General features: G+C 42.6%; 15 protein-coding genes. 3 read left to right on the plus strand and 12 right to left on the minus strand.

What is annotated here, in order from left to right:
- Positions 1–23: 23 nt before the first annotated feature.
- A complete protein-coding gene (hpsA, locus tag HC246_RS08245) occupies positions 24–8594 on the minus strand; it encodes a hormogonium polysaccharide biosynthesis protein HpsA (RefSeq protein WP_169361593.1) in 8571 nt (2856 codons plus the stop codon).
- Positions 8595–8806: 212 nt separating this feature from the next.
- On the opposite strand from hpsA, the gene HC246_RS08250 reads away from it, so the two are divergent.
- Positions 8807–10060, plus strand: a complete 1254-nt coding sequence (locus HC246_RS08250) for a glycosyltransferase 87 family protein (RefSeq protein WP_169362964.1) — start codon at positions 8807–8809, stop codon at positions 10058–10060.
- Positions 10057–10842, plus strand: a complete 786-nt coding sequence (locus HC246_RS08255) for a glycosyltransferase family 2 protein (protein ID WP_169362965.1) — start codon at positions 10057–10059, stop codon at positions 10840–10842. The genes HC246_RS08250 and HC246_RS08255 overlap by 4 nt, the downstream gene beginning before the upstream one ends.
- Here HC246_RS08255 and HC246_RS08260 read toward each other — a convergent pair.
- The 5 genes from HC246_RS08260 to HC246_RS08280 form a co-directional block, all read right to left on the minus strand.
- Positions 10791–12215 (minus strand): phospholipid carrier-dependent glycosyltransferase, encoded by a 1425-nt coding sequence (locus HC246_RS08260; protein WP_169362966.1) that lies wholly within the window; start codon positions 12213–12215, stop codon positions 10791–10793. The genes HC246_RS08255 and HC246_RS08260 overlap by 52 nt on opposite strands.
- Positions 12216–12348: 133 nt before the next feature.
- Positions 12349–12966, minus strand: coding sequence for a TVP38/TMEM64 family protein (locus tag HC246_RS08265; RefSeq protein WP_169362967.1), 618 nt, complete (start codon positions 12964–12966; stop codon positions 12349–12351).
- Positions 12959–14179 (minus strand): acyltransferase family protein, encoded by a 1221-nt coding sequence (locus HC246_RS08270; RefSeq protein WP_169362968.1) that lies wholly within the window; start codon positions 14177–14179, stop codon positions 12959–12961. Before HC246_RS08270 ends, HC246_RS08265 begins: the two co-directional genes overlap by 8 nt.
- 39 nt (positions 14180–14218) lie before the next feature.
- Positions 14219–14983: a class I SAM-dependent methyltransferase gene (locus HC246_RS08275; RefSeq protein WP_169362969.1), complete on the minus strand. Its 765-nt coding sequence runs from the start codon at positions 14981–14983 to the stop codon at positions 14219–14221.
- 151 nt (positions 14984–15134) lie between these two features.
- Complete coding sequence (locus HC246_RS08280) at positions 15135–16745, minus strand: IS1/IS1595 family N-terminal zinc-binding domain-containing protein (RefSeq protein ID WP_169362970.1); 1611 nt, start codon at positions 16743–16745, stop codon at positions 15135–15137.
- A gap of 196 nt (positions 16746–16941) precedes the next feature.
- Here HC246_RS08280 and HC246_RS08285 point away from each other — a divergent pair, with 196 nt between their 5' ends.
- A complete protein-coding gene (locus tag HC246_RS08285) occupies positions 16942–18288 on the plus strand; it encodes a class I SAM-dependent methyltransferase (protein WP_169362971.1) in 1347 nt (448 codons plus the stop codon).
- On the opposite strand, the gene HC246_RS08290 is transcribed toward HC246_RS08285, so the two are convergent.
- The 6 genes from HC246_RS08290 to HC246_RS08315 all read right to left on the minus strand — a co-directional run bounded on the left by HC246_RS08290 (position 18277) and on the right by HC246_RS08315 (position 24796).
- On the minus strand, positions 18277–19470 hold the full coding sequence (locus tag HC246_RS08290; RefSeq protein ID WP_169362972.1) for a hypothetical protein: 1194 nt from the start codon (positions 19468–19470) through the stop codon (positions 18277–18279). The genes HC246_RS08285 and HC246_RS08290 overlap by 12 nt on opposite strands.
- Positions 19471–19651: 181 nt before the next feature.
- On the minus strand, positions 19652–20260 hold the full coding sequence (locus tag HC246_RS08295) for a hypothetical protein (RefSeq protein WP_169362973.1): 609 nt from the start codon (positions 20258–20260) through the stop codon (positions 19652–19654).
- A 70-nt stretch (positions 20261–20330) separates the two neighbouring features.
- The gene (locus tag HC246_RS08300) at positions 20331–20828 is read right to left on the minus strand and encodes a hypothetical protein (protein ID WP_169362974.1); all 498 of its coding nucleotides are present in this window, start codon (positions 20826–20828) and stop codon (positions 20331–20333) included.
- 476 nt (positions 20829–21304) lie between these two features.
- On the minus strand, positions 21305–21754 hold the full coding sequence (locus tag HC246_RS08305; RefSeq protein ID WP_126385063.1) for a fasciclin domain-containing protein: 450 nt from the start codon (positions 21752–21754) through the stop codon (positions 21305–21307).
- A 116-nt stretch (positions 21755–21870) separates the two neighbouring features.
- A complete protein-coding gene (locus HC246_RS08310) occupies positions 21871–23187 on the minus strand; it encodes a CO2 hydration protein (RefSeq protein ID WP_169362975.1) in 1317 nt (438 codons plus the stop codon).
- A gap of 91 nt (positions 23188–23278) precedes the next feature.
- Entirely contained in the window at positions 23279–24796 is a 1518-nt protein-coding gene (locus tag HC246_RS08315; protein ID WP_169362976.1) for an NADH-quinone oxidoreductase subunit M, read from the minus strand.
- Between the last annotated feature and the right edge of the window lie 23 nt (positions 24797–24819).

The following is a 24819-nucleotide window of genomic DNA, read 5'->3' on the forward strand; positions in this document are numbered from 1 at the left end:
AATAGCATCTTTAACAATCATTACTAGCTAGCAGGATTATAAGTCAAGGATGGAGATGTTGCTGTGCAACCCGCAGAAGCCCTTTCATTCTTACCTAAAGCATAGGCTGTGTAGTTTGGTGGTTTTGTACCTAATCGTTGTGCGTAGCCTGAGTTAATTGCCTTAGGATCGCTAGAGGTTGCAGGATTATTTGTATTAAGCGATGCTGGTGCAGGTTGCAAGGCACAGAGCATTGTTTGTACCCAAGGATCGGTTTTAGGTGCTTCTCTAAAGAACTCATTGGGATTAGGCAATGCTTGCGAGAATCGTTGTGCAAACAAGTCAGGCTGTTGTACTAGCAAGCCAACATCAAATCCCCATTTTCTAACTGGTGGTGCATAGAAAGGAACTGATTGCACTGTAGCGGACTGGTAGTACTTCGAGAAGTTGCTTAGAGGATCGCTAACTGCATTGGGATTGGTAAACCAAGTCTGCATATCGCTACTGGTCTCAATACAGGTGTTACGAGTTGCATAAGTCAAGCCACTATAACATCCAGACAATGACAGGCTGGTGTAAGGAGCCGTAGATGAGAAAGGTGCAGTAGCAAAGACACTTCGGGTGTTTTGGATGAATCCACCTGAAATATTTAAGGTCTGTCCTCTCCAGTTCTCCATAAATCTGACAAAGTTGTGTAATCCTCCACCTGTCTCAGCCGTAAAGATGGGAACTCCAGCAGAAACCGCTGTTGCTGATGTGGTGTAGGGGACATAGGAGCGCGAAGGTGTATTACCAGCCACGAAGTAGATGTTAACCTTGGTTGCACTCGCTCTCTGTGTCCATTGTCCAATACCATCGGTAGTAGTTGGTACACCATTAATACCACCAGTGTATTTGTTTACAGACCCTAACTGAGGCATTGTTGAGAGAGAGGTTGTGGGAACTGTTGCCGTGATTGGTGAGTGCAGTTGGAGAACTGGAACCACAATTGGTTGATCGACCGTAGTCATTGCGGTGATTGTGGCAGTAGAGTCAACACCGATCGCAGCAGCAGCAGGTGGCGAAGCAGGTGCAGCAGTCAACTCCGCAGAAGATTGAGCTGTAGCAACCGTAACTGCCCTAAAGCCAAGGAATCGCGCACTTCTAATCGCAACTCCTTTACCATCATAGGTAGGACCAATGTTTAGCCCTGTGGAGTCAGCCTTTGTACCACCAGTAGCAGGCATCGTACCGATGAAGTTACCAACTAATACAGTTGGGTTACTGTTTTGACCGCTACTTGCAATAGTTGCTGCTGATCGCCCAATTGTCAGAGCCGTGGGGCCAGTTTTAGGGAATAGCCAAAATACCTTATTGGGATCAACACCTTTCAACTTGACATACAGACCATCAATGGTCACATCAGAGTTAGGTGCACGAAGTACGAAGGTAGGATCGGGATTACCATTGGCACTTAATGTGAGGGTCGAATTTAGTAAGGAGGTGAAGTTGGCTGCCGTCAAATCTAGGACATTTACTTGAGTACTGCTAGCTGCATTCACTGTGAAATTCGGAGCAGTACCACTTAGAGATACGGCTTGACCAGTAGTGAAGTTTGTTGCACTTAAACCAGAGGCAAAAGTCACGATCGCCTGACGTGGATTACCCACTGTAGTTGGACAAGAACTACCTGTAATGTCAGCCCCTAAAGAAGTTCCACGTTGCTCATAGGCTTGATATCTTCTGGAATTACCAGTGACCCCGCACACCGTAAATGAAGATGCAGGTTGATTAGTGCCACTGGGGAATATATTGTTGACTGGTGCATTGAGGCTGAGGTATGAGGCATTTGCAGTAGTAATAGTCGTACTTGGAGTGCTAGCACAGGTTTTGTCAACTAAACCTGTTGCTGTATCAATACAAACTGTCGAGGGCAGGATTAATGGCGCAGGCTGATTGGTATTGAATGTAGCACCTGATGCTGCGGGATTGGCTACGGTTGAGTCATAGCTAGTGTTGTAGATAAATAAGTCTTTAGACTTACCATATTCCACATCGGCACTATCGCCTGTTGGTTGATTATTTGCAGTAGTCGTTCTATACCATAGCGATCGCGCTACCCTTTGAGGAATTAAATCTTCCATACCAGGGAGCATCGGAATTTGTCCGTTCTCAGTATTAGCATTATAGCCAGTAGTACCAGAAGGCAGCAAAGGAGCTTGAGCAGGTGCAATGTCAGGGAATTGACTAGCCGTAGGCACACCCCAAACGCTATTGATGTTAGAACCGGGAGTAAATGAGTAACTATTTGCAGGGAAAGAAGGGAAAGGATAGTTAGTTCCACCCACAGGTGCGGCGGGATAGGCAGCAGCTATCGAACCTGACGTAGGTATGCGTGGCATGATTGCCGAGAATGGTAAACGACCATGACTAAATGTCTTGGGTGGGAATAAAGTTCCAGGACCAATTGGTACTGGTGTTGGCGTTGGTGTTGGTGTTGGCTTCGGTGTAGGTGTAGGTGTAGGTACTGGTGTTGGGGTGACGGGTTTTGGTGTTGGTGTCGGTGTTGGGATTGGTGTAGGTGTAGGTACTGGCGTTGGTGCTGGCGTTGGTGTTGGCTTCGGTGTAGGTGTAGGTACTGGTGTAGGTGTAGGTGTAGGTGTAGGTACTGGTGTTGGGGTGACGGGTTTTGGTGTTGGTGTCGGTGTTGGGATTGGTGTCGGTGTTGGTGTTGGTGTTGGTGTTGGTGTTGCAGTACCAAATGCGGTAGGAGTATCGTCATTATCAATGACAACCCAACGATAATCGTAGGTGCTATTTGTAGCTGTATTAGCAGTTGTAGTTCTTAAGGTTGCACCTGTGACCGCAGTATTCGGATTTGCAAGCTTAACGCGGAATCTTTCTTGTTCCTCATCAGCACTGTCTCGTACAACCAAGACGGTAACCCATTGCCAGCAGCTACCAGCGGCAAGAGTCGTCGCTGTACAATGTGGATTTGTGGCATCAGGGAACTTGAGTACCTGTGTTGCGCCTGCAACACCTGTACTAGGAGGCGTGGCAATGGTGCTAGCGTAGTCCGCAGGAACCCAAGTTGTGCCGTTCCATTTATAGATTGTCGAGAGATAGTCTACGCCAGAGGTTTCACTGCGATCAGAAGGTGGATTCTCTTCATCACCAATTCCATTTAAAGCTGTAAAAGGCGGATTGAAGTTAGCTCCAGCCGAACGAGTATTTTTGACTTGAGGTAGCAATCCTGTTGCGCCCGTACCGAGATATGCTCCCCGTTTCGCCCGTTGAGATTTACCATTGGCAGAATTTGCTGCTGTGGGTAAGGTAGTAAGTAGAGGATCTTCTGTAGAGATTTCTACAGTCATTGGATTAGTAGCTGAAAGATTGGCGTAGTTATTCGCAGTATTAGGGTTAGTAACCACAACTGCAAAGGTATATGGACGATAAACTGCGTTATTGCTAAATGTCAGGTTGCTTGGAGGATTAGATGCTGTATTTCCTTCTCCATCATTGGGATTGACATTACTACCTGTAGTTTCATTAGATGTTCCACCAGTAGCAAGAGGAAACTGACGGACAACATTTCGATAGGGAGTAGAAGGAGCCTGCCACGATGGAGTTGGATTCGCACCAACAGCATTGGTAGATGGACGATTATCAAAGAAAGGTGCTGGGAGGTTGCCACTAGTAGCGATCGGGGCATAGGCAGCAGTCTTCACATAGTCGGAGGCTGTTGTATTTAGCGTAGTCGCTGCAGGATAAGCAGTTGGGATATTGTCGCCTTGTCGCAGAGGTGGATTTTGGAAATCTCCATTAGTTTTACTACCAAGTCCTGTTGCTGCAACTGCAATGAGAGGATCGCCAGCAGCATTATCAGCAGGAAACTGGGGCAAATTATAAATTCTTCTGCCCTCAGCATCTTGAATATCGGTAGCCCTCTCAAACCCGATTATAGGTTTCGCCGCAGGGCAACCGACATTACCATATGCTGAAGAGTTCGCATTACTAAAAGGCGTGATGAGTCCACCTAGAACCTTAGGATAGGTATAACCAGCAGTAGATGCGGTTGCTGCGGTTGCAGAGGCATTGCCTCGGACAACCCCGATAGGCATCGGCCACCAGTTATTTAGGGCAGGACAAGCACCTGCCGCCATAATTAGCGCTTCGTTACCATCCTTATAGATATCGTCATAGCGCAAGAATGAGAGACGACGAGGGAAACGCTCATCCGCAGGATCAATATATCGAGGCGCAGTAGTCGGCGTTGCCGCGGTTCCAGCAGCATTCGCTAGAGCTGTAGTACCTGCTCCATCCTTAACCCAATCACTAAAAGTACATTCCGACGCAGGAACCTTACGGCATATCTCCATGCCATATTCCCCAAAAATCACGCGGCGCTGTACAGGCGTAACTCCATTGGATAGATAACTATTTGATAAGGAACTATTAGCCGTCGATGTATTACCTACCCAGAGATTTGAACTGACATCAGATGCAGTACTTGCACCACCCATCTCTGTATAGTCGGGGAACCCAGTACTCATACTAGGATTGGAGATTGCATCTGCCACAGTAGCATCAGGCAGCCAGTTCGAGCTAGTGACAAAATTATTGTTCAAGAAGCCCATACTGAGGCGTTTGATCACAGGGAAATCTTGACGTTCCGCCAAAGCGCTACTACCCAAACCAACGGTTTGACTGGTTAATTTAGTCGTTAAGCTCCGATTTTCCCAACCAACAGTAGTTGATGTATTGCGATTGTTACGAAGGTCATAGTCACCTAGATTGCGATATCCGTCGTTAAAGCTACCAGACTGTACCGTAATACCATCAGAGATTACGGTCGCAGGTCGCCATTCATCACCAGCAGTCGCTAGAGCCTGTCCCGGACGATAGGCAAAGTTAGGATCAAGTGTGCTTGCAGCCCTTGTATAGAAGTTACTCCAATCCGAAGCTAGCGCTGTTGTAAATTCCTCTTTTGTATGTAGATTAAAGTCACCCTTGACATATACAGGCTCATTAGAGACTAAAATCAAGCCCTTTTCGCCTTGAGTTGCTGTGCTGTAGTTTGGTTGTGCGGTTCCTGTACCACGCCAGAGACGCTGCCCATTAACCAGACGAATTCCATTAGGGCGGCGTGTTGGATCAAGAACAAAATCAGTCGAACTAAGTGATTTTCTGTCGCTCATCTTTGTGGGATTGCCAGAAAAATAGCTTAGATCTGGTAATGCATCATCACGAGTTGCATAGACAACACCACTATAGGGCAGTAAATAATCAGTAGCCAAACCATTAGAGCTATTGTTAGTAGTGCCAGAGATAGTTTGCCCTCGCAGGATGTCCATATCCAGATCTGTCACCCGAATCTCTAGCGGTTGTCGCTGTTCTATTTCGAGGTCATAGAGATCGGGACGTGAACCTGTCAAGGATTCATCTTGATTGAGAGCCTTGACTTCGCGACCGTCCAAGAATGCAGCTTCCTTAACGGCAAAGTTTGGGAAAGCCGATGTACTCCTTGAGAGAGTTCCATCAAGGATCTGTAAGGAGCAAAGTGTTGAGTCCATAGCGGACTGATCTTGCAATGTCAGTGTTTGGCTTGCAGCAACCTTAATCAACGCATTCCGCAAAGGCTCATTCACAAATCTGCCATTGGGGAACATCAAGTTAGCTTGATAGGACAATCGTGCTGCTAAAGAAGCAGAGGTTGAAGAAGGATCATCTCCACCAGTTGCTACTGTAAATAATCCAGTGGAACTATTAAACGTAATTCCACTAGTGATGCCAGCAGCAGTAGTACCTACTGGATAGGCATATCCATTATTCGAGCGCCCTCCAGAAGTACCTTGAGTGATTTTATCGAGAGCAGTTACAGAGTTAGTTGGATCGTAGTAGCTACTGACACAGGCGATCGGTGTTTGATAGGTAGCAGGAGCAGATGGGTCATAGGTTGAGGTTTTGTAGTGATAGACCGCAGTTGCTCGCATCTGTAAATCACCCTGACGATTATCAGGATTAGACGCAGTATTACCAAGAGCATCGATAGTTACAGTTGCTGCATCTGAACTATTAGCCCAGCGACCTGCTGTCCAGTTCCAAGGGCGGTAGACATTTGGAGTAACGGAAGTGTCCAACTTCACGGAGCCAGTCATGGGCATCGCATCACTCCACACCACAGTGAAATTCGACTCATTCAATCTGTAACGAGGATCGGGTTCAGCTGTGTCATTAGCAGTAACGGGATTATCGAGAAGAGCAGGTGGTGCGGGTAAAAATGTTTGAGTTGGTTTGCGGCTGTAGACCCCAGCACCAGTAACTACTCTAAGTCCACCACTAACGGGTACTGCGGTAGGAGTAGATTTACCAGTAGCATCAACTCCAGGGTTATCAGCAGCATTGAGTTCCCAGAAACCACCACGATCAGATACCCCCAAAGACTTGAGTGAACTGGCTTGAGTAAAACGATACCGAGCAGAATTGGGAGTAGCTGCCGCAGTTTCAGTTCCATTCCAAAAAACGGAACTATCAGTCGTGAGGTAGTAAGGCTCAGTATTTGCAACATAGCGATTGATGCCACTATCATTCTTGAGCCACAACGCAGGTAGGTTATTCCCCACTAAAACGCGATCGCCTAAGAACTGCTCATAATTAACTTTCTCATCTTCGGGCTTGGTTGCAGGAAGAGCAGCAATTGATGCAGCCGTAGTTTGAGCTAAGGTCAAGTCTCCAATTTTGATGACAGGGCTTTGGGGGGAGGCTGGTGTTGCATTAGAAGATCCTCTACGTAAAGCCTTGCCAGCGTCAATATCTGCTTGTGTTGTTGAGGTAATTGTAGTGGTATTGGTATAGGCCGGAATCATCCATTCCAAAGGAGGCTGCCATTCATTTCCACTAGTTGTCGTAATATTAGTAAGGGTTGGTGTGATTCCGCCATAGATAACACTAGTCGCAGCTCCATATGGAACTTCTCTAAATGGAACTTTACGAGTCCTTAGTCTGAAATAGGCATCTAGAGCTTTTAGACGAGCCGTTCTAAAGTCAGCCTGTGTAGTTAAGCCTTCATCCTTAATACGGGAAACAATATCTAACTTGACAGAGAGGGGATCGTTGGTGAGAACATTTTTGTCTGTAATTGTTGCGTATGAGGATAACCCAGCCGTAACGACATTAGCTGTTGAGGAAAATGTGGCATCTGCCAAGTCAACTAGCTTCTGCACTCGGACATTATAAGCAAAGTCATTAAAAGCTACATCACGCCCACGATTTGAATCATTATCTGCTAAGCTTTGCGTCGTATTATTGACTAGTTTGATTTGTCCCAGTCCAGAACCAGTATTCGTACCAATGAGCGTACTTGCATTACCACCAGTAGGATCTACCCCCGATCCTCGGAACAAGTGTACTGCAACTGTAGAAATATTTCCATTGGCAGTATCATTACTGAGGGAGTTGTCACTAACTAGTGCATCACCTTCAACAAGATTGCCTCCTACGATGATTTTGCTATTTTCTTCCTTGTAATAGCAGGAGAAGGGGCTACTAACCTGAAACAGACGGATGGGAGTGGTTTCAACCGCTAGCATGAGGTTGCCTGCGGTGTAGATTCTACCATTTAAGTCAAACTGAGCAGCACGGGATAATTCCAAGTCGCCTTCAAACCAGACCGCGTTGTTATTTTGAGGCGATCGTCCACGGTCTTGTTGCAATTCGAGAGCACTAAAAGAGGGATTACCACTATAGACTTCAAAGTTACCACTTGATTGTTCTGCTACCGTTAATGGACTACTGGCATCGTTAAGCGGTGTTGTAATTGGAACTGTAAGCGCATAAACAAAGAAACTCTTTTTGAGAATATTATCCGATGTTGTGACCCAACCTTCAGTGGTACTAGCTCCAGTGGTAGCAGCACTCACACAAGCACCACTTAAAACCCCATTATCCATTGGAGGAGTGCGGACTTCGATCGGGCTTACTGCACGAGTATTGAGGTTAGTAACGCTATCGCGTGGTGTGGAACGGAAGAGAATGCTGTAAATAGCAAAGGAGTCATATTTGCCATTGCTATCAGTGTCAACTGGGAACTTCCAAGCAGTACTGACAACATCATTATTAGAAAGGAGGGATGTTCCCAATGGGAACCAGTCAACCGCAGTACTAGATGCGTTTGCTGCGGGGTCGGCAAGTTGCAAACGTACCTCATCGGCAAAGGTGTAGTTACCATTGTCCTGAGTAATTGCCTGATAGAGTGAAGATTCAGGTGGAGTACCGCCGGGGAGTGTGGGATCTTCGAGGAGCGCGCTAATTTTTGCCCTAGCGCGATCAAGAATGGCGGTATTAGCGCTGCGATAAACTTGTTCGACTCTAGTGTTTGATGCTTCGCGAGCGCGATCAGTTGATCGCGCAACTGTCGATACCACCAGCAAGGTGGTAACTAGAGTCACCATGGTCACAGTTGGCAAGATGAAACCGCCCGCTTTACGTTTTTTGCCACTACTGCCATTGAGCAATAGACGAATAAAGCGACGACTAATCCGAATTGGGCTGCCGATTTTATTTAACCATTTTCTAATCTTGGCGAGAAATTCGGCAAAAAAACGATTGAGTTTGCGGCTTTGCTTAGAGTCGGACATAAAAGTTTCTACCAACCTGACTGAAATATATTACCCAAGCAAGTTGTAAAAGTTGCAAATATTTTGATTTTGTGACTACAGCAATCCTTTTAGACAATCTTGAACTAAAAAGGAAAGACGGCAAGAAGCGCCGCCTTTCCCTTTGGGGTTTTGCTATATTACTTGTCTAGTGACAAGATGCTGCTCAGCTTTCTGAGCCACCAATGACCAATATGGCTCAATCCCCTTTCAAATTAGATGCGCCAAGATTTTATCTAGGATTAGCGATCGCCTTAGTTTTACATCTAGTATTAATTAGTTTTCCTATAGCCTTTTGGATTGACATGAATCTCTTTAAGGCTTGGTCACTAGATTTAGTCCAGCAAGGTTTAGCCAATTTTTATGGTTACTCCAACTGTGACTATCCGCCTGCCTATCTCTATGTGCTGTGGCTGATCGGCAAGATTTATCAGGTTTTTGATCCAACTCTGAGTCATCGCGATGGGTTATTACTGATGGCGATGATTAAGTTACCACCTATATTGGCGGATATTGGCGCAGCGTGGTTAATTGCTCAAATCCTCAAGCCTCACACCACGGTAGACAGGGCTTATCAGGTTGCGCTCATCTATGCCTTTAACCCCTTGATGCTATTTGTGTCGGCGATATGGGGGCAGGTAGATGAGGTGATGATTTTTTTGATGCTAGGAGCTTTTTATTTAATTCAACAAAATTATCTGGTGAGGTCAGGACTATTAATTGCGGTGATGGTGATTATGAAACCGCAAGGATTATTTCTCGCTCCATTTTTATTGTTGTCCCAATGGTTTCGCCAAGCTTGGTGGAAATGGGTGGCGATCGCCTTGGGTGGATTAACCCTAATTTGGCTAATGATCTTGCCATTTTATGGAGTGAAAGCATATGGTTTGGCTACGCCATTTGTATTACTCTATCAACGCTTAGAAAGCACAGCGAATTATTATGACTTTGCCTCAGTCAATGCCTTTAATATCTGGGGATGGGCAAACTGGGAACGGGACTATACGCAATTTTTGGGAATTAGTTATAAGGTAATTGGTCTAGCCTTTTTGGGAATCCTCTTGGTGTGGTTGGGGATATTTCTCTATCAACAGCGTCATTTTGAGACTCAGGCGATCGCCGTTGCCACATTATTGATCGGATTCTTTATGTTGCCGACGCGAATGCACGAACGTTACATGTTGTATGGATTAGCTTTTTTGGCGATCGCTTTAGCGATATTTCCCATCGTGCAATGGCTCTACTGGGGCTTTACCCTGACGGGAGCCGTAAATGTGGGTTATGTTTATCTGCGCTATAACCATGAAGCTTTATTTAATACCATCCCTGAAATGTTCTTTCAGGGCTTAATCTACTCAATGAGTGCCTTAAACATAATTTTGTTTTTAGTGCTTCTCTCCCACACATTCCGATCGCAACCATTGCCAAGCAAACAGTTAGCACTATGAGCTATGCACCTATGACCCATTCTCTATCTCTGTCTGTAGTACTGCCTGCTTATAATGAGGCGGAAAATATTGGTCGGGTGATTGCCAACGCTGTTGATTATTTAAGCGATCGGCAAATTCCCTACGAAATTATAGTGGTGAATGATGGCTCCACCGATGCAACTAAAGCGATCGTTAACCAGTTATGCTCACAAAATGCAAGGATTCGCTTAATTAACCATCCTCGCAACTTGGGCTATGGCTCAGCTTTACGCAGTGGCTTTGATCAAGCGGTAAATGAATATATTTTCTTGACCGATGGGGATGGTCAATTTGCCATTAGCGATCTGGATCGGTTTATGCCATATATCGACAACTCTCAGACCTCACAGATCGTGATTGGCTATCGGGCGAAACGGGCGGATGTATTTGTGCGATCGCTTAATGCTTGGCTGTATCACCTATTCATTCAATGGGTGCTCGGACTGAAGGTCAAAGATATTGACTGTGCCTTTAAACTATTTCCCCGCAACATTTATCAAGCCGTAAAACCGATCAAATCCGATGGTGCTTTATTTAGCGCTGAGTTTCTGGTGAAGTTACAGCAATTACAGAATATTGCACCAATTATCGAGTTACCCGTGCAGCATTTCCCACGCAAATTTGGTGTTGCCACAGGTGCGAATATCAAAGTTATTCTCAAGATGTTTTGGGAATGTTGGCAACTCAAGCAATCCTGTCGGGACTCGGCTCAAATCCAGTTAAAACCTGACCAACTGTCTGGCATAAACCAAATGCGCTGATAGAAATCTTTGGGGAGGATGGGAAGCCCCAACCAAAGTGGCAGAAAGAAGAGCTGGCTGATTACAACTGTGACAATAATGCCATAGCCGAGATAACGGAGTTTCCCCTTTTGTTCTAGCAGTTGATAAACTATCCATGCGAGGGCGATAAAGCTAAAAATTGACGCAGACATATAGTGGTATAGGAAGAGGCAGCGCTTGACGATAAGCCAAGGGACATAATTTGCAAAATATCCTAATAGTAGATAGTTGTTGCTGCCAATATTCGTGGATTTCTGTAATTTTGGCACAATGGAGCCAAGTGTGATACCAACGATCGCTAAGGTTGAGAACCACCACAGCAGAGGATTACCCAAGCCTTGGATTACTGCAAAATATGCATTGCTATTTTGGAAATAGTAACCCACTGGTCTCGCTAAAACTGCCCAAGAAATTGCTGATGAGCAATAGGGGTGGGCAGGATGAGCAGGGTCAATGCTGGTGACAATGTCAGTGGAATGCCACCAGAGAATATGTTGATGGATTGCCACGAGAAAGTGGGGAAATGCACTTATTGATTGCCAGATATTTTCGCCAGAGGGTACTCCCGGATTCAATATAAATAAAGGAAGCCACTGGATTAAATAAAAAGCGATCGGCATCACCACAAAACATAGTGGATATTGCCACCAATGTAGTTTGGTAATTTCAGCCAGAACACCTAGTTTAGAGAGTTGCTGTGGGAAGAATTTAGCGATCGCACCTACAAGCAACAGCAATAAAAATACCAATAGACTAAATCCTAAGCCATTCCATTTCACCGAAGCCGCCGCCCCCAACATCAGTCCAGCAAAACAGAGTAATAGGGTGCGTAATTTGCCTTGATGAGCTAAACCTGACACCAAAAACATTTGGGAAACTAATCCAAAGGAAACTAAAAAGATATTGAGTAAGGCTAAACGCGACTCGACTAAAAATAAACCATCACTAAATACAAATAAACCTGCAAGGAGTGCAAAATTGCGTTTGGCAGTGAGGCGATAGACTAACCCAATTACCAATAGGGGCAGGATCGAACCAAAGCTCGCATCCCAAAAGCGGAAGCCAATTTCATTCTGCCCAAATAGCAAAATCCCCAACATGATGAAGTATTTGCCGAGTGGTGGATGCCCTTCCCAAGTGGGATTTCCCTCTAGATACTCCTTGGCATATTGACCAAATAGAGATTCATCAAATACAGGATAGGGGATTGTACCTAGCTGCCAAAAATGGAGAAATAAGGCGATCGCCAAAATCCCTAAACTTCCCGCGACCAAATACCAATCCCATCCTTGCGATCGGCTTTGCTCAATACTATCAATATCCTTACTGAGGCTATTCTCTAAATTTTGCATAATCTTTCTGTAGAACCCACAAAGTTTTTTGGATTAAACGAACCCTAAGAAACTTTTAAAAAAGTGTTGCAAAGCAACACTTTTTTAAAAGTTTCTTAGTTTGGGTTTGAGCGCTGAGCGCTGTAATTTGGGATCAGTTTTGGCTGGATTTGTACCACGTACCCACTACAATCAGTACCGCTAGCCCCATGCTACTAGCCAATAAAGGTAACACATCATGACTAGTTCCCATTTGTACCCCTGTACTCCCCAAAAACACAAAGGGAGCAATTCCCAATGGCGTACCCAGTAAAGTCCCGAGTAAATAATCGCGACGCTTGATTGGACTCAATCCTGCGGCAAAACTCACCACTCCATAGGGAATGATCGGCAATAGTCTTGCTGCAAAGGAGTAGGCAATACCACCAGCCACAAGATTTTGGCTAATCTTTGCCCAACGCTCATCATCGGCGCTAAACTTCAGCGATCGCGCCAATATAAAACCCAGTAATGCTGAAAGTAAGGCTCCTAGGGATGTCAGTAATAGTCCTTCGACATTGCCATAGAGTGCTCCACCTGCGATATTAAAAGCGGTCACAGGCAAAATCAGTAAAGTGGCGATCGCATAGGCAATCACAAAAATGACATAGCCCCAAATCCCCGCATCTTGGACAATATCTTGAATCTGGTTCAGTCCATCAATATGGGTAAAGGTAATCCAGCCACTAACTACAGTCAGAGCAAAGATACCAATCAGCAGTTTTTTATTCACGTTGGTTCGCCTGCAAAAAGTTAAGTTTCTGACGTAAAAAAGGACGTTCCCAAAATAGAGTGAGCAAGGTCGCAATCACAATTGCTAAGCCCATAGTAAAGATCGTAAAGGCTACTTGCCACTGCGGATCATCATGCGGATCAGGCGTTATTGGCTCAGGGAAACGGGCATTAAATAATTTTGCCGCAATAAACTGATGCCAGATGTATAGGTTATAAGAAATCAACGAGAAAAATGCTAAAAAGCGATTATTCAAAATCTTTTGCATCCAAGGATTAGCAAAATGTCCTCCGATCGCCGCAAGCATTAGCGATATGCCGATCAGCGATCGATAGCGGGCTTGCCACAGGATCATGCCATCATGCATCTTTGCCATTGTACCCACATCTCTGATCAGCAAAACAAAGACCGTCAAGCCTAAAAGCATAATTATCGAAAAGAATGGCATATAACGCTTGATATTTTCGTAATTACGTAGCCACACCAAAATATAGGCAGTTAACATTCCCGCCGCAAATAAATCTAAAAAAGCAGGCAACTGGCTGAGGTATGGGGTTAACATTCCGCTACCATGTTGCGTTGTCACAATATATTGACGATAGGCGATCGTAATACCTGTCATCAAGCCCGTAATCAGTAGAGGTCTAGCACGAAAAAATTTTGCAATTACAGGAAAGATCAGATAAAACTGTACCTCCACGGCTAAAGACCAAAATACTCCATTAATCGAGTAATGGGTTTCAGGGAAAAGATTGTGGATAAAGAGGAAATGAGAGATTAAATGCCAAGACAATTGCTCTTTAGGAAATTCCCACTCAAACAAGACCAGAACTAACAGGATTGCCAACAAATAGGACGGCAAAATTTTTAAGGCTCGTTTACGTGCATAGTCTTGCCATGAAGCCAAAGGATACTGCTCGAAGCAATGGCGCGCATGGGGATAAAAGAGACAGAATCCACTGATAAAAAAGAAGGCTTCAACTCCCAGAAATCCAAAGCGGGCGATAAAGTTTATATATACAGGACTATTCAATACTGTTGTAAAGTCCAGCCAAGATAGTTGCCAAACATGAAAAATAAATACTAGTAGAATGGCAATTCCCCGTAAACCATCCATTACCGCAACATGAGATTTCTCATTATTCTCCTCTAACCCAATTCCCCTATTAAATATATTTTTTGAGAGAAATAGAAACCTTTGTAATGTGATCATTATTTACATTCTTATTACATTTCTAATTACATTTTTAGTTCACTCAACTTTACGAAGAATAACAAATATACTTCCAGTATCAGCATACCAATTCAGATTGTCCAAACCAAATAATTTAACAATCAGACTAAATAATCTTGCCAGATTATAAAATCCATAATGCTCTAGTCTATCGACAATAAAGGGTATATTTGAGTATTGACCAGATCTTTTCATCACTTCTACCCGTAGCCCATGATCTTGTGCCAGTCGTTTTAATGTTGAAGGAGAAAAGTAATATAAGTGTTCCACAGGCTTAAACTGAAACCATCGTCTTCTAAAAATTCTATATTGGAGACTCTCGATATTAGGTGTGGAAATTGCAAGAATACCTTGATCTGAAAGTAAACTACTAATTTTCGCAAAATCCTTCTGTAACTCAGGCAAATGTTCAATTACATCAAACATCGTGATCAGATCGTATTGATGTGCGGCAGTGAAATATTCTAGAGGTTCATTACTGATGGTATATCCCTTCTGAATAAGCAAATCATACATACGATGCTCCAGTTCTATTCCCTCGACCTGCCATTGATGTTCTTGTAAAACATCAAGAAAATATCCTGCGGCACAACCAATATCTAGAGCGATTCCTTTATTTATGCAGTATGGATCAAGATCTCTATACCATTTCTCAAAGGTTTTAATTCTTAAATTAGCAATACTTTCATAGTCATTATATCCATCTTGTTTACGATGAAAATATTCATGACGATAAATATCAAAGAGATAGTTATTACTAATTCTAGGATTAACAAATGACATGCTACATGCCGAGCATCTCACAATATCAAAACCCTGTATCGAATATAGTTTTTTATAATTTGCTCCACCACATATGGGACATGGATATTTATGGAGTTTAAACTTAGAAATATCAAGTTTAGACATAAGAAATTTTATAGCGCTTTAAACTTTAAGATTGAGCGCCAAATAGTTCGGGATTTAGGAATAGAACTGCACCAAACATATTAAACCAAAGGGAAATTAGGATGCAGGTGAGTGGAAGTAAGTGGGTAGGATTAACCCTAGATTTCAGCAATAGAAAAGAGGCAAATGGAAAGAAATCTAAAAAGTAACGATAGCCAAATTGCTGCCAACCAGTTGAACAATGCGTGAATATAGGTACTGCAATAATTGCCATACATAACCAAGCAAAATTTTTCCAAGAATCACTTCTATTTTTATCCCTCAGAATATAGATGAATAAAGGACTAATTGCCAAAATACCATTACCCATATCATCAATCTTGAAAAAAGGAAATTGAGTAACTAGTTTGGGGATAGCAATAATGCCGTGGTATATATTTGGGAAAATATAGATTAAATTACGGAATCCATACTTCTGAATATTTTCCTTGAAAAAATCTGCATAGAGAAGTTCTTCATACTTAATCGAAAATGGACTGCCAAAACGCACCCAGTTCCACCAAGCTACAAAAATAATAAACATAACGGCTGGGACACATAAGGCAACTAGTGCTTTAATATTCCCTGCATAACGACTAAACCAAGCTTTGAGAATAAAGGCTGGAAAAATTACTGCTAAATGAAATCGCCCAATTGAAGCGATCGCTAGTAAAGTAATGGCAAATATATCTTGTTTTAATCCTTGAGCATAATAAAGAGTAATCCAAGCTAAAGAAAGAAATAAACAACTACCCAATACAGCATTGAACCAAGATGAAGCTATTACTGCACAAGGGAAAATCATGGTTCCTAATGTTAAAAAGATAAATAGTAGTCTACGTTGACTATTTTTTTGTGATGATGCAAATTTTTCCACATAGATAAACTGAACAATAATTAGAAGAAAATACAAAACTAGAGAAAAGACTGTTTCTGTAAATCTTCCACCAAAAAAATGGACAAATGGTAACATCAAAAAGCCATTTAAGGGTGGGATTGCTAGAAATAGCTTGCCATCAAATGGAATTAGATCGAGAGTCCAAGTTACATCAAGATTAGTTCTACCTTGTAACAAGGCTTCAGCTTGCATATAGAACATTGCACCACTTCTTCCATCTAAATTGCCACTTATGGAATAAGAAACTAGGAATGTGATGGTTGCACAAAAACTAATTATTGCTAATCCATGCCAAAATTTGTAATTTGAGATATAGCTGAGGATATAATCTTTAGATTTTTGAAATAGTTTATATGTATTGACAAGAGCTATAACGATGGATATGAAAATGGTAGAAACAACTAAAACAATATATCCAAGTAATCTTAGGATTATATTTTCATAAATTAGTGTTTTTATCTCATTGATTTTTTCTAGTGTGTGATTAATCCTTGATACTAAATATCTCAAATTAGAAGCATGTCGATAATATTGGGAAGTTACTATTTCTCTAATGCTTCTCTTTTTAAATCTTAGAAAATTAATTTCAGGGTTACAGCATATTTCCCCGATCCCATCTATAAAAATATTATTGCAAACTTGACAAACATATTTTCGAGAGCCATTTGGTAATTTGCCATATTTTTTTAATTGTGTACTATCGCATAAAGGGCAAGGCATTTGGGTTAGGTGCTTGGAAAAGTGATAGCTTAGTTTAACAAATCTTTTTCACGTTGCGTAGATAGAATTACATTGTTTACTTCTAATTTTTGTAGATATTCTATCAACTTATGAAAATTTACATTCGTTTATTTTATAGTTTCAAAGTTTATGCTAAAGATATAGCATAAGGTGCAAAATACTATTTTTAAATAGAATGAAAACTGACCCAAATGAAAAAATTCGTCAGCAATTTGACTTAATGCCCTATCCTAATTTGCCTGCATCACAAATGGGGGGAGATGGCGATCGCGGTTTGATTTTGCATTCTTTTGTAACGGCTTGGTATGCCAAAACTCAACGGGTTTGCGATCGCCAAGATTTGACGATCCTTGATATTGGATGTGGCTCGGGCGTAACCACCTTGGCATTAGCGATGGCAAATCCTAAGGCGCGAATTGTGGGCATCGATCTATCGGAGGCTTCTTTAAAATTGGCAAGCGATCGCCTTACTTATCATGGTTTCCCTAATGCCGAATTTTATAATTTGCCTATCGCTGAGCTTCCACGCTTCAAAGAAGAACAGGGGATCGAATTTGACTATATTAACTGCGAAGACACGCTCTATTTTTTGACTGAACCAGCAGAAGGATTGCAAGCGATGCGATCAGTTCTCAAATCTGAAGGTTTATTACGAACTAATGTCCATAGTCTGTATCAACGAGCCGATTTTTTTCGCGCCCAAACCTTTGCCAAATTGTTAGGATTTCTGGACGGTAATCCTACGGAAACAGAGTACAGGCAAATTTACGCAATTATGGAAGCCTTAGGCGATGGAACAATGCTCAAAGCAAGTACTTGGACTCCCTCTGATAAATCCTTTGGCTTTGTATTGATGAATTATGTGATGCAGGAAGATAAGGGCTTTACGATTCCAGATGTTTTTCAAATGCTGCAATCGGCAAATTTAGAATTTGTGAGCATGATCAATCCTGCGGACTGGCGTTGGCAAAATATATTTCCCAATGGAATGCCAGAGCATTTCACTCAATTTTTGGCTAAGGCTACGGCTGAGCAAAATCTCCATGCCTTTGAACTGCTGCAACCCGTTAACCGTCTATTGGATATTTGGTGCGGGCACTCAGGGCGATCACCTGAATATGTAGAGATCAGTCAATGGTCAGAAGGGATGTGGAATTCAGCAAAGATACATTTGCATCCTGCTTTGCGAACAGATCTGTTTTTTCAAACCCTCGATCAAGCGATCGTCCAAATGCGCCCCGATCCCAACCTGCAAAAATTACATCGACCTCATCTTGATGCGCTCACAGTAACTCTTTGCTTGCGATTTCTCTGGCAGCGTCCCTGTAAATTTGCAGAGCTTGTCACCTATTGGTGTAGCCACAAACCCAGATTGGAAGCCTATCGCCAAGTTTCGACTATTATCGGTGGCTCAGTTGCACCAGTTGGCAAACTCAGCGATCGCCAAGCTCAAGATGAACTCAAGTTTTTATTAAATGAACTCGTCTTAGATCACCTTATTCTCATTGAATTACCATCCTAGTTTGACTACCCAATAAACGCCCCATACATTGACAATCACAGATAAAGCAATTAATACCCATGCCAATGCTTGAGGCATTCTTTGTAGACCACTGGCGATCGCTACAAATAGAAATGGTAAATAATCGAGGGCATAGCGATAGCCAAACTGCACCCAACCCGTTGCGGTATAGATCATCGCAGGCAGAGAGATTAAAAATGCTGATAATCCCGCCAAAATCACAAATACATCAAACCAGTTAGCCGCAAATAGAGCAAAAAATGCAGGTGTCGTTAGCCAGATATTCATCCCCTCTGGTTTTGGGCGCACAAAAGGAAACTGCGGTAAGAATTCAGGCATTTCTGTAAAGATCAGCTTGATGTGCTTAGGAATATAGGCTTTATTGAACAAACCATACTTATCAATGGCAGGTGCTTGCACTGACGAATAATAGTTTTGCAGCATATATCCCGACTCCATCGGATCGCCAAATCTTGCCCAGTTAAACCAAGATTGGAATAAAAAAAGTGGTGTGAAACCTGCTCCAAAGCTAATGCCTTTTTGAATCCATTTTTCGGGACGCTCCCATACTAGCCAACCTAAGAAAAATAGCGATCCCAAAACGGTAGCTTGACGTGAGAGAAAGGCAAGCCCCATAAAGAATCCTATCAGCGCAAATCTTCGCTTCCCAAAAAACTCCACCAAGGCTAATAACATTCCCCACTCAGCGACAACATGGGCGTAGAACCAAATTGTGCCAATGATGCTTGCGCTGTAATGCACAGTCCCAAAGCCATAAAGAATGGTTAAGCCGACGCGTATAGCACCTTGCACGGTCATCCGCCCCAATAATATCCATACTAAAAAGACATCGACAGCCCCAAACAACATACATACTCGAATTTGTTCTGTGGCAATGCCCCAAATCGCCACAAAAGGCATCAGTAAAATTGATGGCAAGGGTGGATTAGGCAGATAAATCTTGTCTTTCCAGTAAATTAAATCCACATAATAGTCAGGTAAATTAAACAGATCGAGCCGCCCTTGCAAAAGTCCTGAGGCTTGATAGACAAAGTGCTTATACCAATCTGGGTGGACAAGATGAGAACAGAAATAAATGCCAAAGGGTACAAGAATCCATAAAATAATCCATAGCAAAACCTGTTTTAGATCTTGTTTTACCGCAGAGATAGTCATAGTCATATTTACAAGTTAGACAGGTGTAAATGCAGTGTAAAGTACACCCCAAATTTTGCCCAAAAGCTCCAAAAGATTGAAATGCAAGTTTACATAACGTCAGTTCAACAAAGAGCAAAATGGTAAAAATCGCAAAGCGATTTTTACCATTTTGCCTTGCTTCGCAAGGTGCAAAGGGCTTCACCAGTTACAGAAAATCTGTTGGTTTAGGGGTGTAAAAGATGGCTCTGATCGCAAAGCCGATCGCGAGACTGCTACTTGTAAGGATGCCCAGAATGATGAAATTTTTAATAGTGCTTAATTCGAGGTACTGGATTTGCTTACCAATCAGGGTGATCGTCGCAGCGAGTAACCCGATCGCTAAACTAGCAATCCAACTTGATGGAATTTGAAATAGGGAAATGGTAAAGGCGATCGACAGGGCAAAAGTAACTATTGTCGAGAGAATTTCAATGATCGAAAGTTTTTTGTCAGGCTCAGCACTATAACCAACATCCGCAAAACCTAACCAGTACAGTACTAGACATACACCCAAGGTGATCAGGCTGGGAATCAGACTAGCTTGCCAATAGACAATTATCACCGATGCGATCGCGGCAAGTAGTCCACCCAGACTCTGCGGTATGGCAAATATTCCCGCAACGGCTAAACCCAATAATAAACTTGCGATCGGGTAATTACGATCAGTGATTAATGTACTGATGTAACTACCTAAGTATCCATAGGCGATCGCGATGGTCGTGAAAGAGACCAATAACCGCAGCCCAACTTCAACCCTACCAATTTTGAGTGCCATAAAATGCCACCAGTTTTTAATTTATGCCCGCGTCCAACATCAATAAACATCAATGTTACAAAAAATTGTCTTAATCTTCTCCAAAGACCTTGGTATATCCGATATATCCTATCAACAGAACAACCCCTAAGACCATCAAGAATACATTGAAGGGAATATATGAGAAGAAATAGAAATGAATTCGATTAGAAATCCACGAAAAGAATATGAAAACCAATGACATCAACATCAATCCCTGAATAAACTTAAACGCAGGAATCCTGTTGAGGGGTAAGCGCTTCTTCGCAAGAATAATTGAGCAAATTACATGATATGGGGCAGATAATAATAGGAGGATATCGGCTTCTTTGCCTATTCTTCCCCATCCTCCTGTGTTACTGGCATAGGCGATATAACCAGCAAAGACCATAGCAGCAAAGGCAGAAAGACTTAAATTTACGCTTAATACAAAAGGTTCTTCTTTAGTACCTGGAATGAGTACACAAATGTAATAAGCGATCCAAGGAGTCAAAATCATTAACAGCAGAACGGGCAACTTATAAAGTGTGAGAAGGCTTTCTATAGTCATAACAATTGCTCTTAATTTCAGAAACTCCTCTAAACCAAATTATTTAAATTAATGACATCTCATGATGGATTATGCGATCGCTTACCCATCCTGCATTTAATTTCAACAAATTATAGCAATCCTAAATTGTTTGTGGAAGCGCATCCCTTCAGGGTGCGCTTCCACAAAACTCAAAAATTTACAAAAGATTTAAGACTGCTATAGAAATATAGTTGTTTTAAATAATTTGCAGAGGGGCTTCGACTCCGCTCAGCCATCGGTGTAAGCTAGCTGAGCGAAGTCGAAGCTGTAGTTCTTATTTGAATTATCTATACAAGTTTGCTTAGAATATAAAAAAGCTGGGGCGCACACGCGGCGTGCGCCCCAGTTTTTTCTCTGGTTTTGAGTGGATGTGAAGTGGGCGAAGCCCGCACCACATCCACTTGCGTAAGTTCTAAAATTTTTAAGTTGGATTTTGCTGTAAGTAAAACAAACCGCTATACGCCGACTTTGCCCGACTCCATAATTGGATAAAACCAATGGGGGCGCATCAGCATAACTGTATCAATTACATGAATAACACCATTATCTGCTTCAATATCCGCAGCGATTACCGTAGCGTTATTTGCCTCAAACCCTTCCTCTGAAATATCAAGATCAATTTGAGAACCTTCAAGGGAAGTGAGAGATTTAATGCCGATTAAGTCTTCTTTTTTATACCTGCCTGCAACTACATGGTAGGTCAGAATACGTGCTAGTTGAGGGATATTTTGAACTAGGGTAGTAATTGTGCCAGCAGGGAGTTTTGCAAAAGCCGCATCATTAGGAGCAAATACTGTAAAAGGTCCTGGACTTTGTAATGCTTCTACTAAACTTGCTGCCGATACTGCGGTGACAAGGGTAGAGAAGCCTTCATTATTAACAGCGATATCAACGATTGTAGTCATAGTTATTTTCTGAGGTTGAATTACTTACAGCGTGTTTTGCCTAAAACTGAACTCAGAAATTCTTTAAAAGTGTTGTAAAACTACACTTTTAAAGAATTTCTATGGTCTGAGCATAATTAACGATAGTTTTGATCTTGAACCATACCAATTCTCGCAGCTTTATCCATGCCGTATTTAGGGTTGCAGAAGCGATTCAGTTGTCCCTCAAAATAATGACGATTGGCCAAGAGATGCTTAGGATTAGGATCATCCAGAGGATAGAGAAATGCAGCTCTACCTGCCTGAATTACGGCTGAAGTAACGTTGTACATCGATCTCTGAAAACTAACGCCTAATTGAATCAAGGTGTCATCTTCACCACGACAAAATTGCTTGTAGTAGTCCACTAGGTACTGAGGCAAGAAGTGATACATGTCTTGATGTAACAGAGTTGGAGGGATGCCTGCTGAACCTACAGGGAATTTATCTGCATATAAAATCCCATAGTGGAAATCATTCTGATCCTTAGGAACTTCATTAGCCTGAGCATTGTAGGACTTTGTGCCACGGAAGGGAGAAGTACGATAAAACACCGCTTCAACATAGGGGAAGGCTGCCTCATATAGCCAAGTAAATCCTTTAGATTTAGGCACAATGTCAAACCACTCACCTCGAATATTGACACGATGGTAAATTGGACGACCCGCGATCGCAAAAATTCCGTTTACCAAGAAATTCATCGCATCGGGTACACCTTTAAAGCCACCTTCATCGTAAATATCGGACATCTCGAAAAACACAGGAGCCATGATTTCCCAGAACAGCCCTAAAACTGAGGTCATAGTGGATTGACGGCATTGCTCTAAAAACATCTCAGGAAAGAGTTTATATAGCCCCAACATGACAGGATTATTTTTAAAATATGCCCGAATAGCGCGATCGGCATTTTGGCGATATTCCTCCGAATCCATATAAGGCTCTAGTTCACCACCCATATTGCGATGCCAGAACATTGCTCGCATACATTCTTCGGCAAACTCCATGTTGATGCGATCGTGATAGAGATGATGGAAGAGCTTTGGGATTTTCGTATTCAGTTCTCCCTTAGACATAAACTCTAACAACTCAGGATGAGCTGTTGCCTCACCACGCCAAAAGCGCCAATCAGCATCATCACCTGCATAGTGATTACGTAAATCGAGGTATTCCTGAGGCAAAAAGTACTTAAATGCAGGAAGTGGCTCTAGAAATACCTGTTCCGCTATGTAGAGCAGATCACGCCAATAGAAATCCATCGGCACGGCATAAGCCTTATAGAGTCCGATTATTTGCATTAAGTTTTCGGGCGTGTCAGGTAGCATAGAGCCACCTGCTTCTAATCGATGGATGACATCGGCATAGGGATGTGTGGATGGAGGTAGTTTTGTGGCTGGTGGCACTAAAGTAGCTGTCATAGTTTTATCTTTCCTGTATTGATCTTTCCTGTATTAAGAGAGCACCTTGCATTCAATGGTGACTCAGAAGCTAATTGAGGTAATTAGTTCATTAGTCTTTAATGAGAGGAGATGACAAAGATTCAGTTAGATTTTGGGAAACAAGGATATTACCTTCTACCTGCTCAGCAATCTTGACTGTTGCCTTTTCACTCCATTTGACTAGCCATACTGGTTGAACTCCTAGGAAGATAATCAATCCAGTCAAAATTAGGGCAGGTAATTGTTCGAGACCACTCACTTTTGGATAGTATGCTGTAGCATTATCCAATTTGCCAAAACAGGTGCGATTGAGCAAAATTACGAAGTAAACGGCAGTTAAACCTGTGCCAATGATGGAGAAGATTGTCGGAATGGGGAATTTTGTGAAAGTACCTTGGAAGACTAGAAACTCAGCAATAAATCCAACTAGCCCAGGGATACCCGCACTCGCCATCCCACCTAAGATCAACAGAGCGCTTGTAGTTGGCAGACCACGTAAAGGATTGAGCAATCCATTAAGCAAATCTAAATCTCTGGTTCCCACTTTCTCTTCGATTACACCAACTAGATAGAACAATAGGGCAAGAACTAAGCCATGACTGACCATCTGACCAATACCACCGATGAGGCTTAGAGGTGTTGCGGCGGCAGCAGCCAAGAGAATATAACTCATGTGACCGATCGAGCTATAGGCTACCATCCGTTTGATATCTTTTTGGGAGATCGCCACCATTGCGCCATACAAGACACCTAAACCTGCCCAGATCGCGATATAGGGAGCCAACAGTGCCCAAGCATCGGGGAAAAGACCTACACAAAAACGGAATAGACCATAGGTTCCTAGTTTCGCAACGATTCCACCAAGCATCATTACTGTTGGAGTTGCTGATTCCACATAGGTATCAGGCAACCAACTGTGGAATGGCACAAAGGGAGCCTTAATACTGAAGCCTAAGAGCAGAACTACTAGCAAAGTAATCTGTACTTCTAGGGGCAAGGAAAGGGTTTGCAGGGTGGAATAGTCAAAGATTGGGGTGGGATTAGCAGTGAGCCAACCTAACGCCAAGAATCCAACTAATACGAGTACGCCTGAGACTGCGGTGAAGATGAGAAACTTCATAGCAGCATAGCTACGCTGTAAACCTCCCCAAACTGCGATGATGAGATATAGGGGAATTAATACTAATTCGTAAAACAGGACAAACAAGAGGGTATTAGTTGAGAGCATAGCTCCGCTTACCCCTGCATGAATTAATAGCATTAATACTTGGAAGAGTTTGAAGCGTTCCTTGATTTGGTTTTCGCAAAAACAAATAATCAACCAAGTGAGTAATCCATTAAGCGCAACCAAAGGCAAGGAAAGTCCATCGACTCCAAGGCTATAGTTTAAGCCAATATTTTCGAGCCAAGGTAGGTTCTCGGATAGCTGGAAAGCCGCAAGATTAGTATCAAATTGCTTGAGAAGTAGCACATCGAGGATAAGGATGGCACTAGCAACAATGATTGCGCCTTTTTTTGATTGACTTTGGGGTAGTAAGGCGATCACTAAAGCACCGATTACTGGTAGCCAAATTAACGCACTAAGCATAGTTTTATGTCCAATTGAAAGAT

This window comes from Pseudanabaena yagii GIHE-NHR1 (genome assembly GCF_012863495.1).
In the GTDB taxonomy this organism is placed as follows: Bacteria; Cyanobacteriota; Cyanobacteriia; order Pseudanabaenales; family Pseudanabaenaceae; genus Pseudanabaena; species Pseudanabaena yagii.

Bases quoted from the DNA above. Each gene is read 5' to 3' on its own strand.
- HC246_RS08305 (WP_126385063.1), bottom strand. From the start codon at position 21,754: ATGACTACAATCGTTGATATCGCTGTTAATAATGAAGGCTTCTCTACC.
- HC246_RS08290 (WP_169362972.1), bottom strand. From the start codon at position 19,470: ATGACTATGACTATCTCTGCGGTAAAACAAGATCTAAAACAGGTTTTG.
- HC246_RS08275 (WP_169362969.1), bottom strand. From the start codon at position 14,983: ATGTCATTTGTTAATCCTAGAATTAGTAATAACTATCTCTTTGATATT.
- HC246_RS08315 (WP_169362976.1), bottom strand. From the start codon at position 24,796: ATGCTTAGTGCGTTAATTTGGCTACCAGTAATCGGTGCTTTAGTGATC.
- HC246_RS08255 (WP_169362965.1), top strand. From the start codon at position 10,057: ATGAGCTATGCACCTATGACCCATTCTCTATCTCTGTCTGTAGTACTG.
- HC246_RS08260 (WP_169362966.1), bottom strand. From the start codon at position 12,215: ATGCAAAATTTAGAGAATAGCCTCAGTAAGGATATTGATAGTATTGAG.
- HC246_RS08280 (WP_169362970.1), bottom strand. From the start codon at position 16,745: ATGCCTTGCCCTTTATGCGATAGTACACAATTAAAAAAATATGGCAAA.
- hpsA (WP_169361593.1), bottom strand. From the start codon at position 8,594: ATGTCCGACTCTAAGCAAAGCCGCAAACTCAATCGTTTTTTTGCCGAA.
- HC246_RS08295 (WP_169362973.1), bottom strand. From the start codon at position 20,260: ATGGCACTCAAAATTGGTAGGGTTGAAGTTGGGCTGCGGTTATTGGTC.
- HC246_RS08250 (WP_169362964.1), top strand. From the start codon at position 8,807: ATGGCTCAATCCCCTTTCAAATTAGATGCGCCAAGATTTTATCTAGGA.
- HC246_RS08285 (WP_169362971.1), top strand. From the start codon at position 16,942: ATGAAAACTGACCCAAATGAAAAAATTCGTCAGCAATTTGACTTAATG.
- HC246_RS08310 (WP_169362975.1), bottom strand. From the start codon at position 23,187: ATGACAGCTACTTTAGTGCCACCAGCCACAAAACTACCTCCATCCACA.
- HC246_RS08270 (WP_169362968.1), bottom strand. From the start codon at position 14,179: ATGATCACATTACAAAGGTTTCTATTTCTCTCAAAAAATATATTTAAT.
- HC246_RS08300 (WP_169362974.1), bottom strand. From the start codon at position 20,828: ATGACTATAGAAAGCCTTCTCACACTTTATAAGTTGCCCGTTCTGCTG.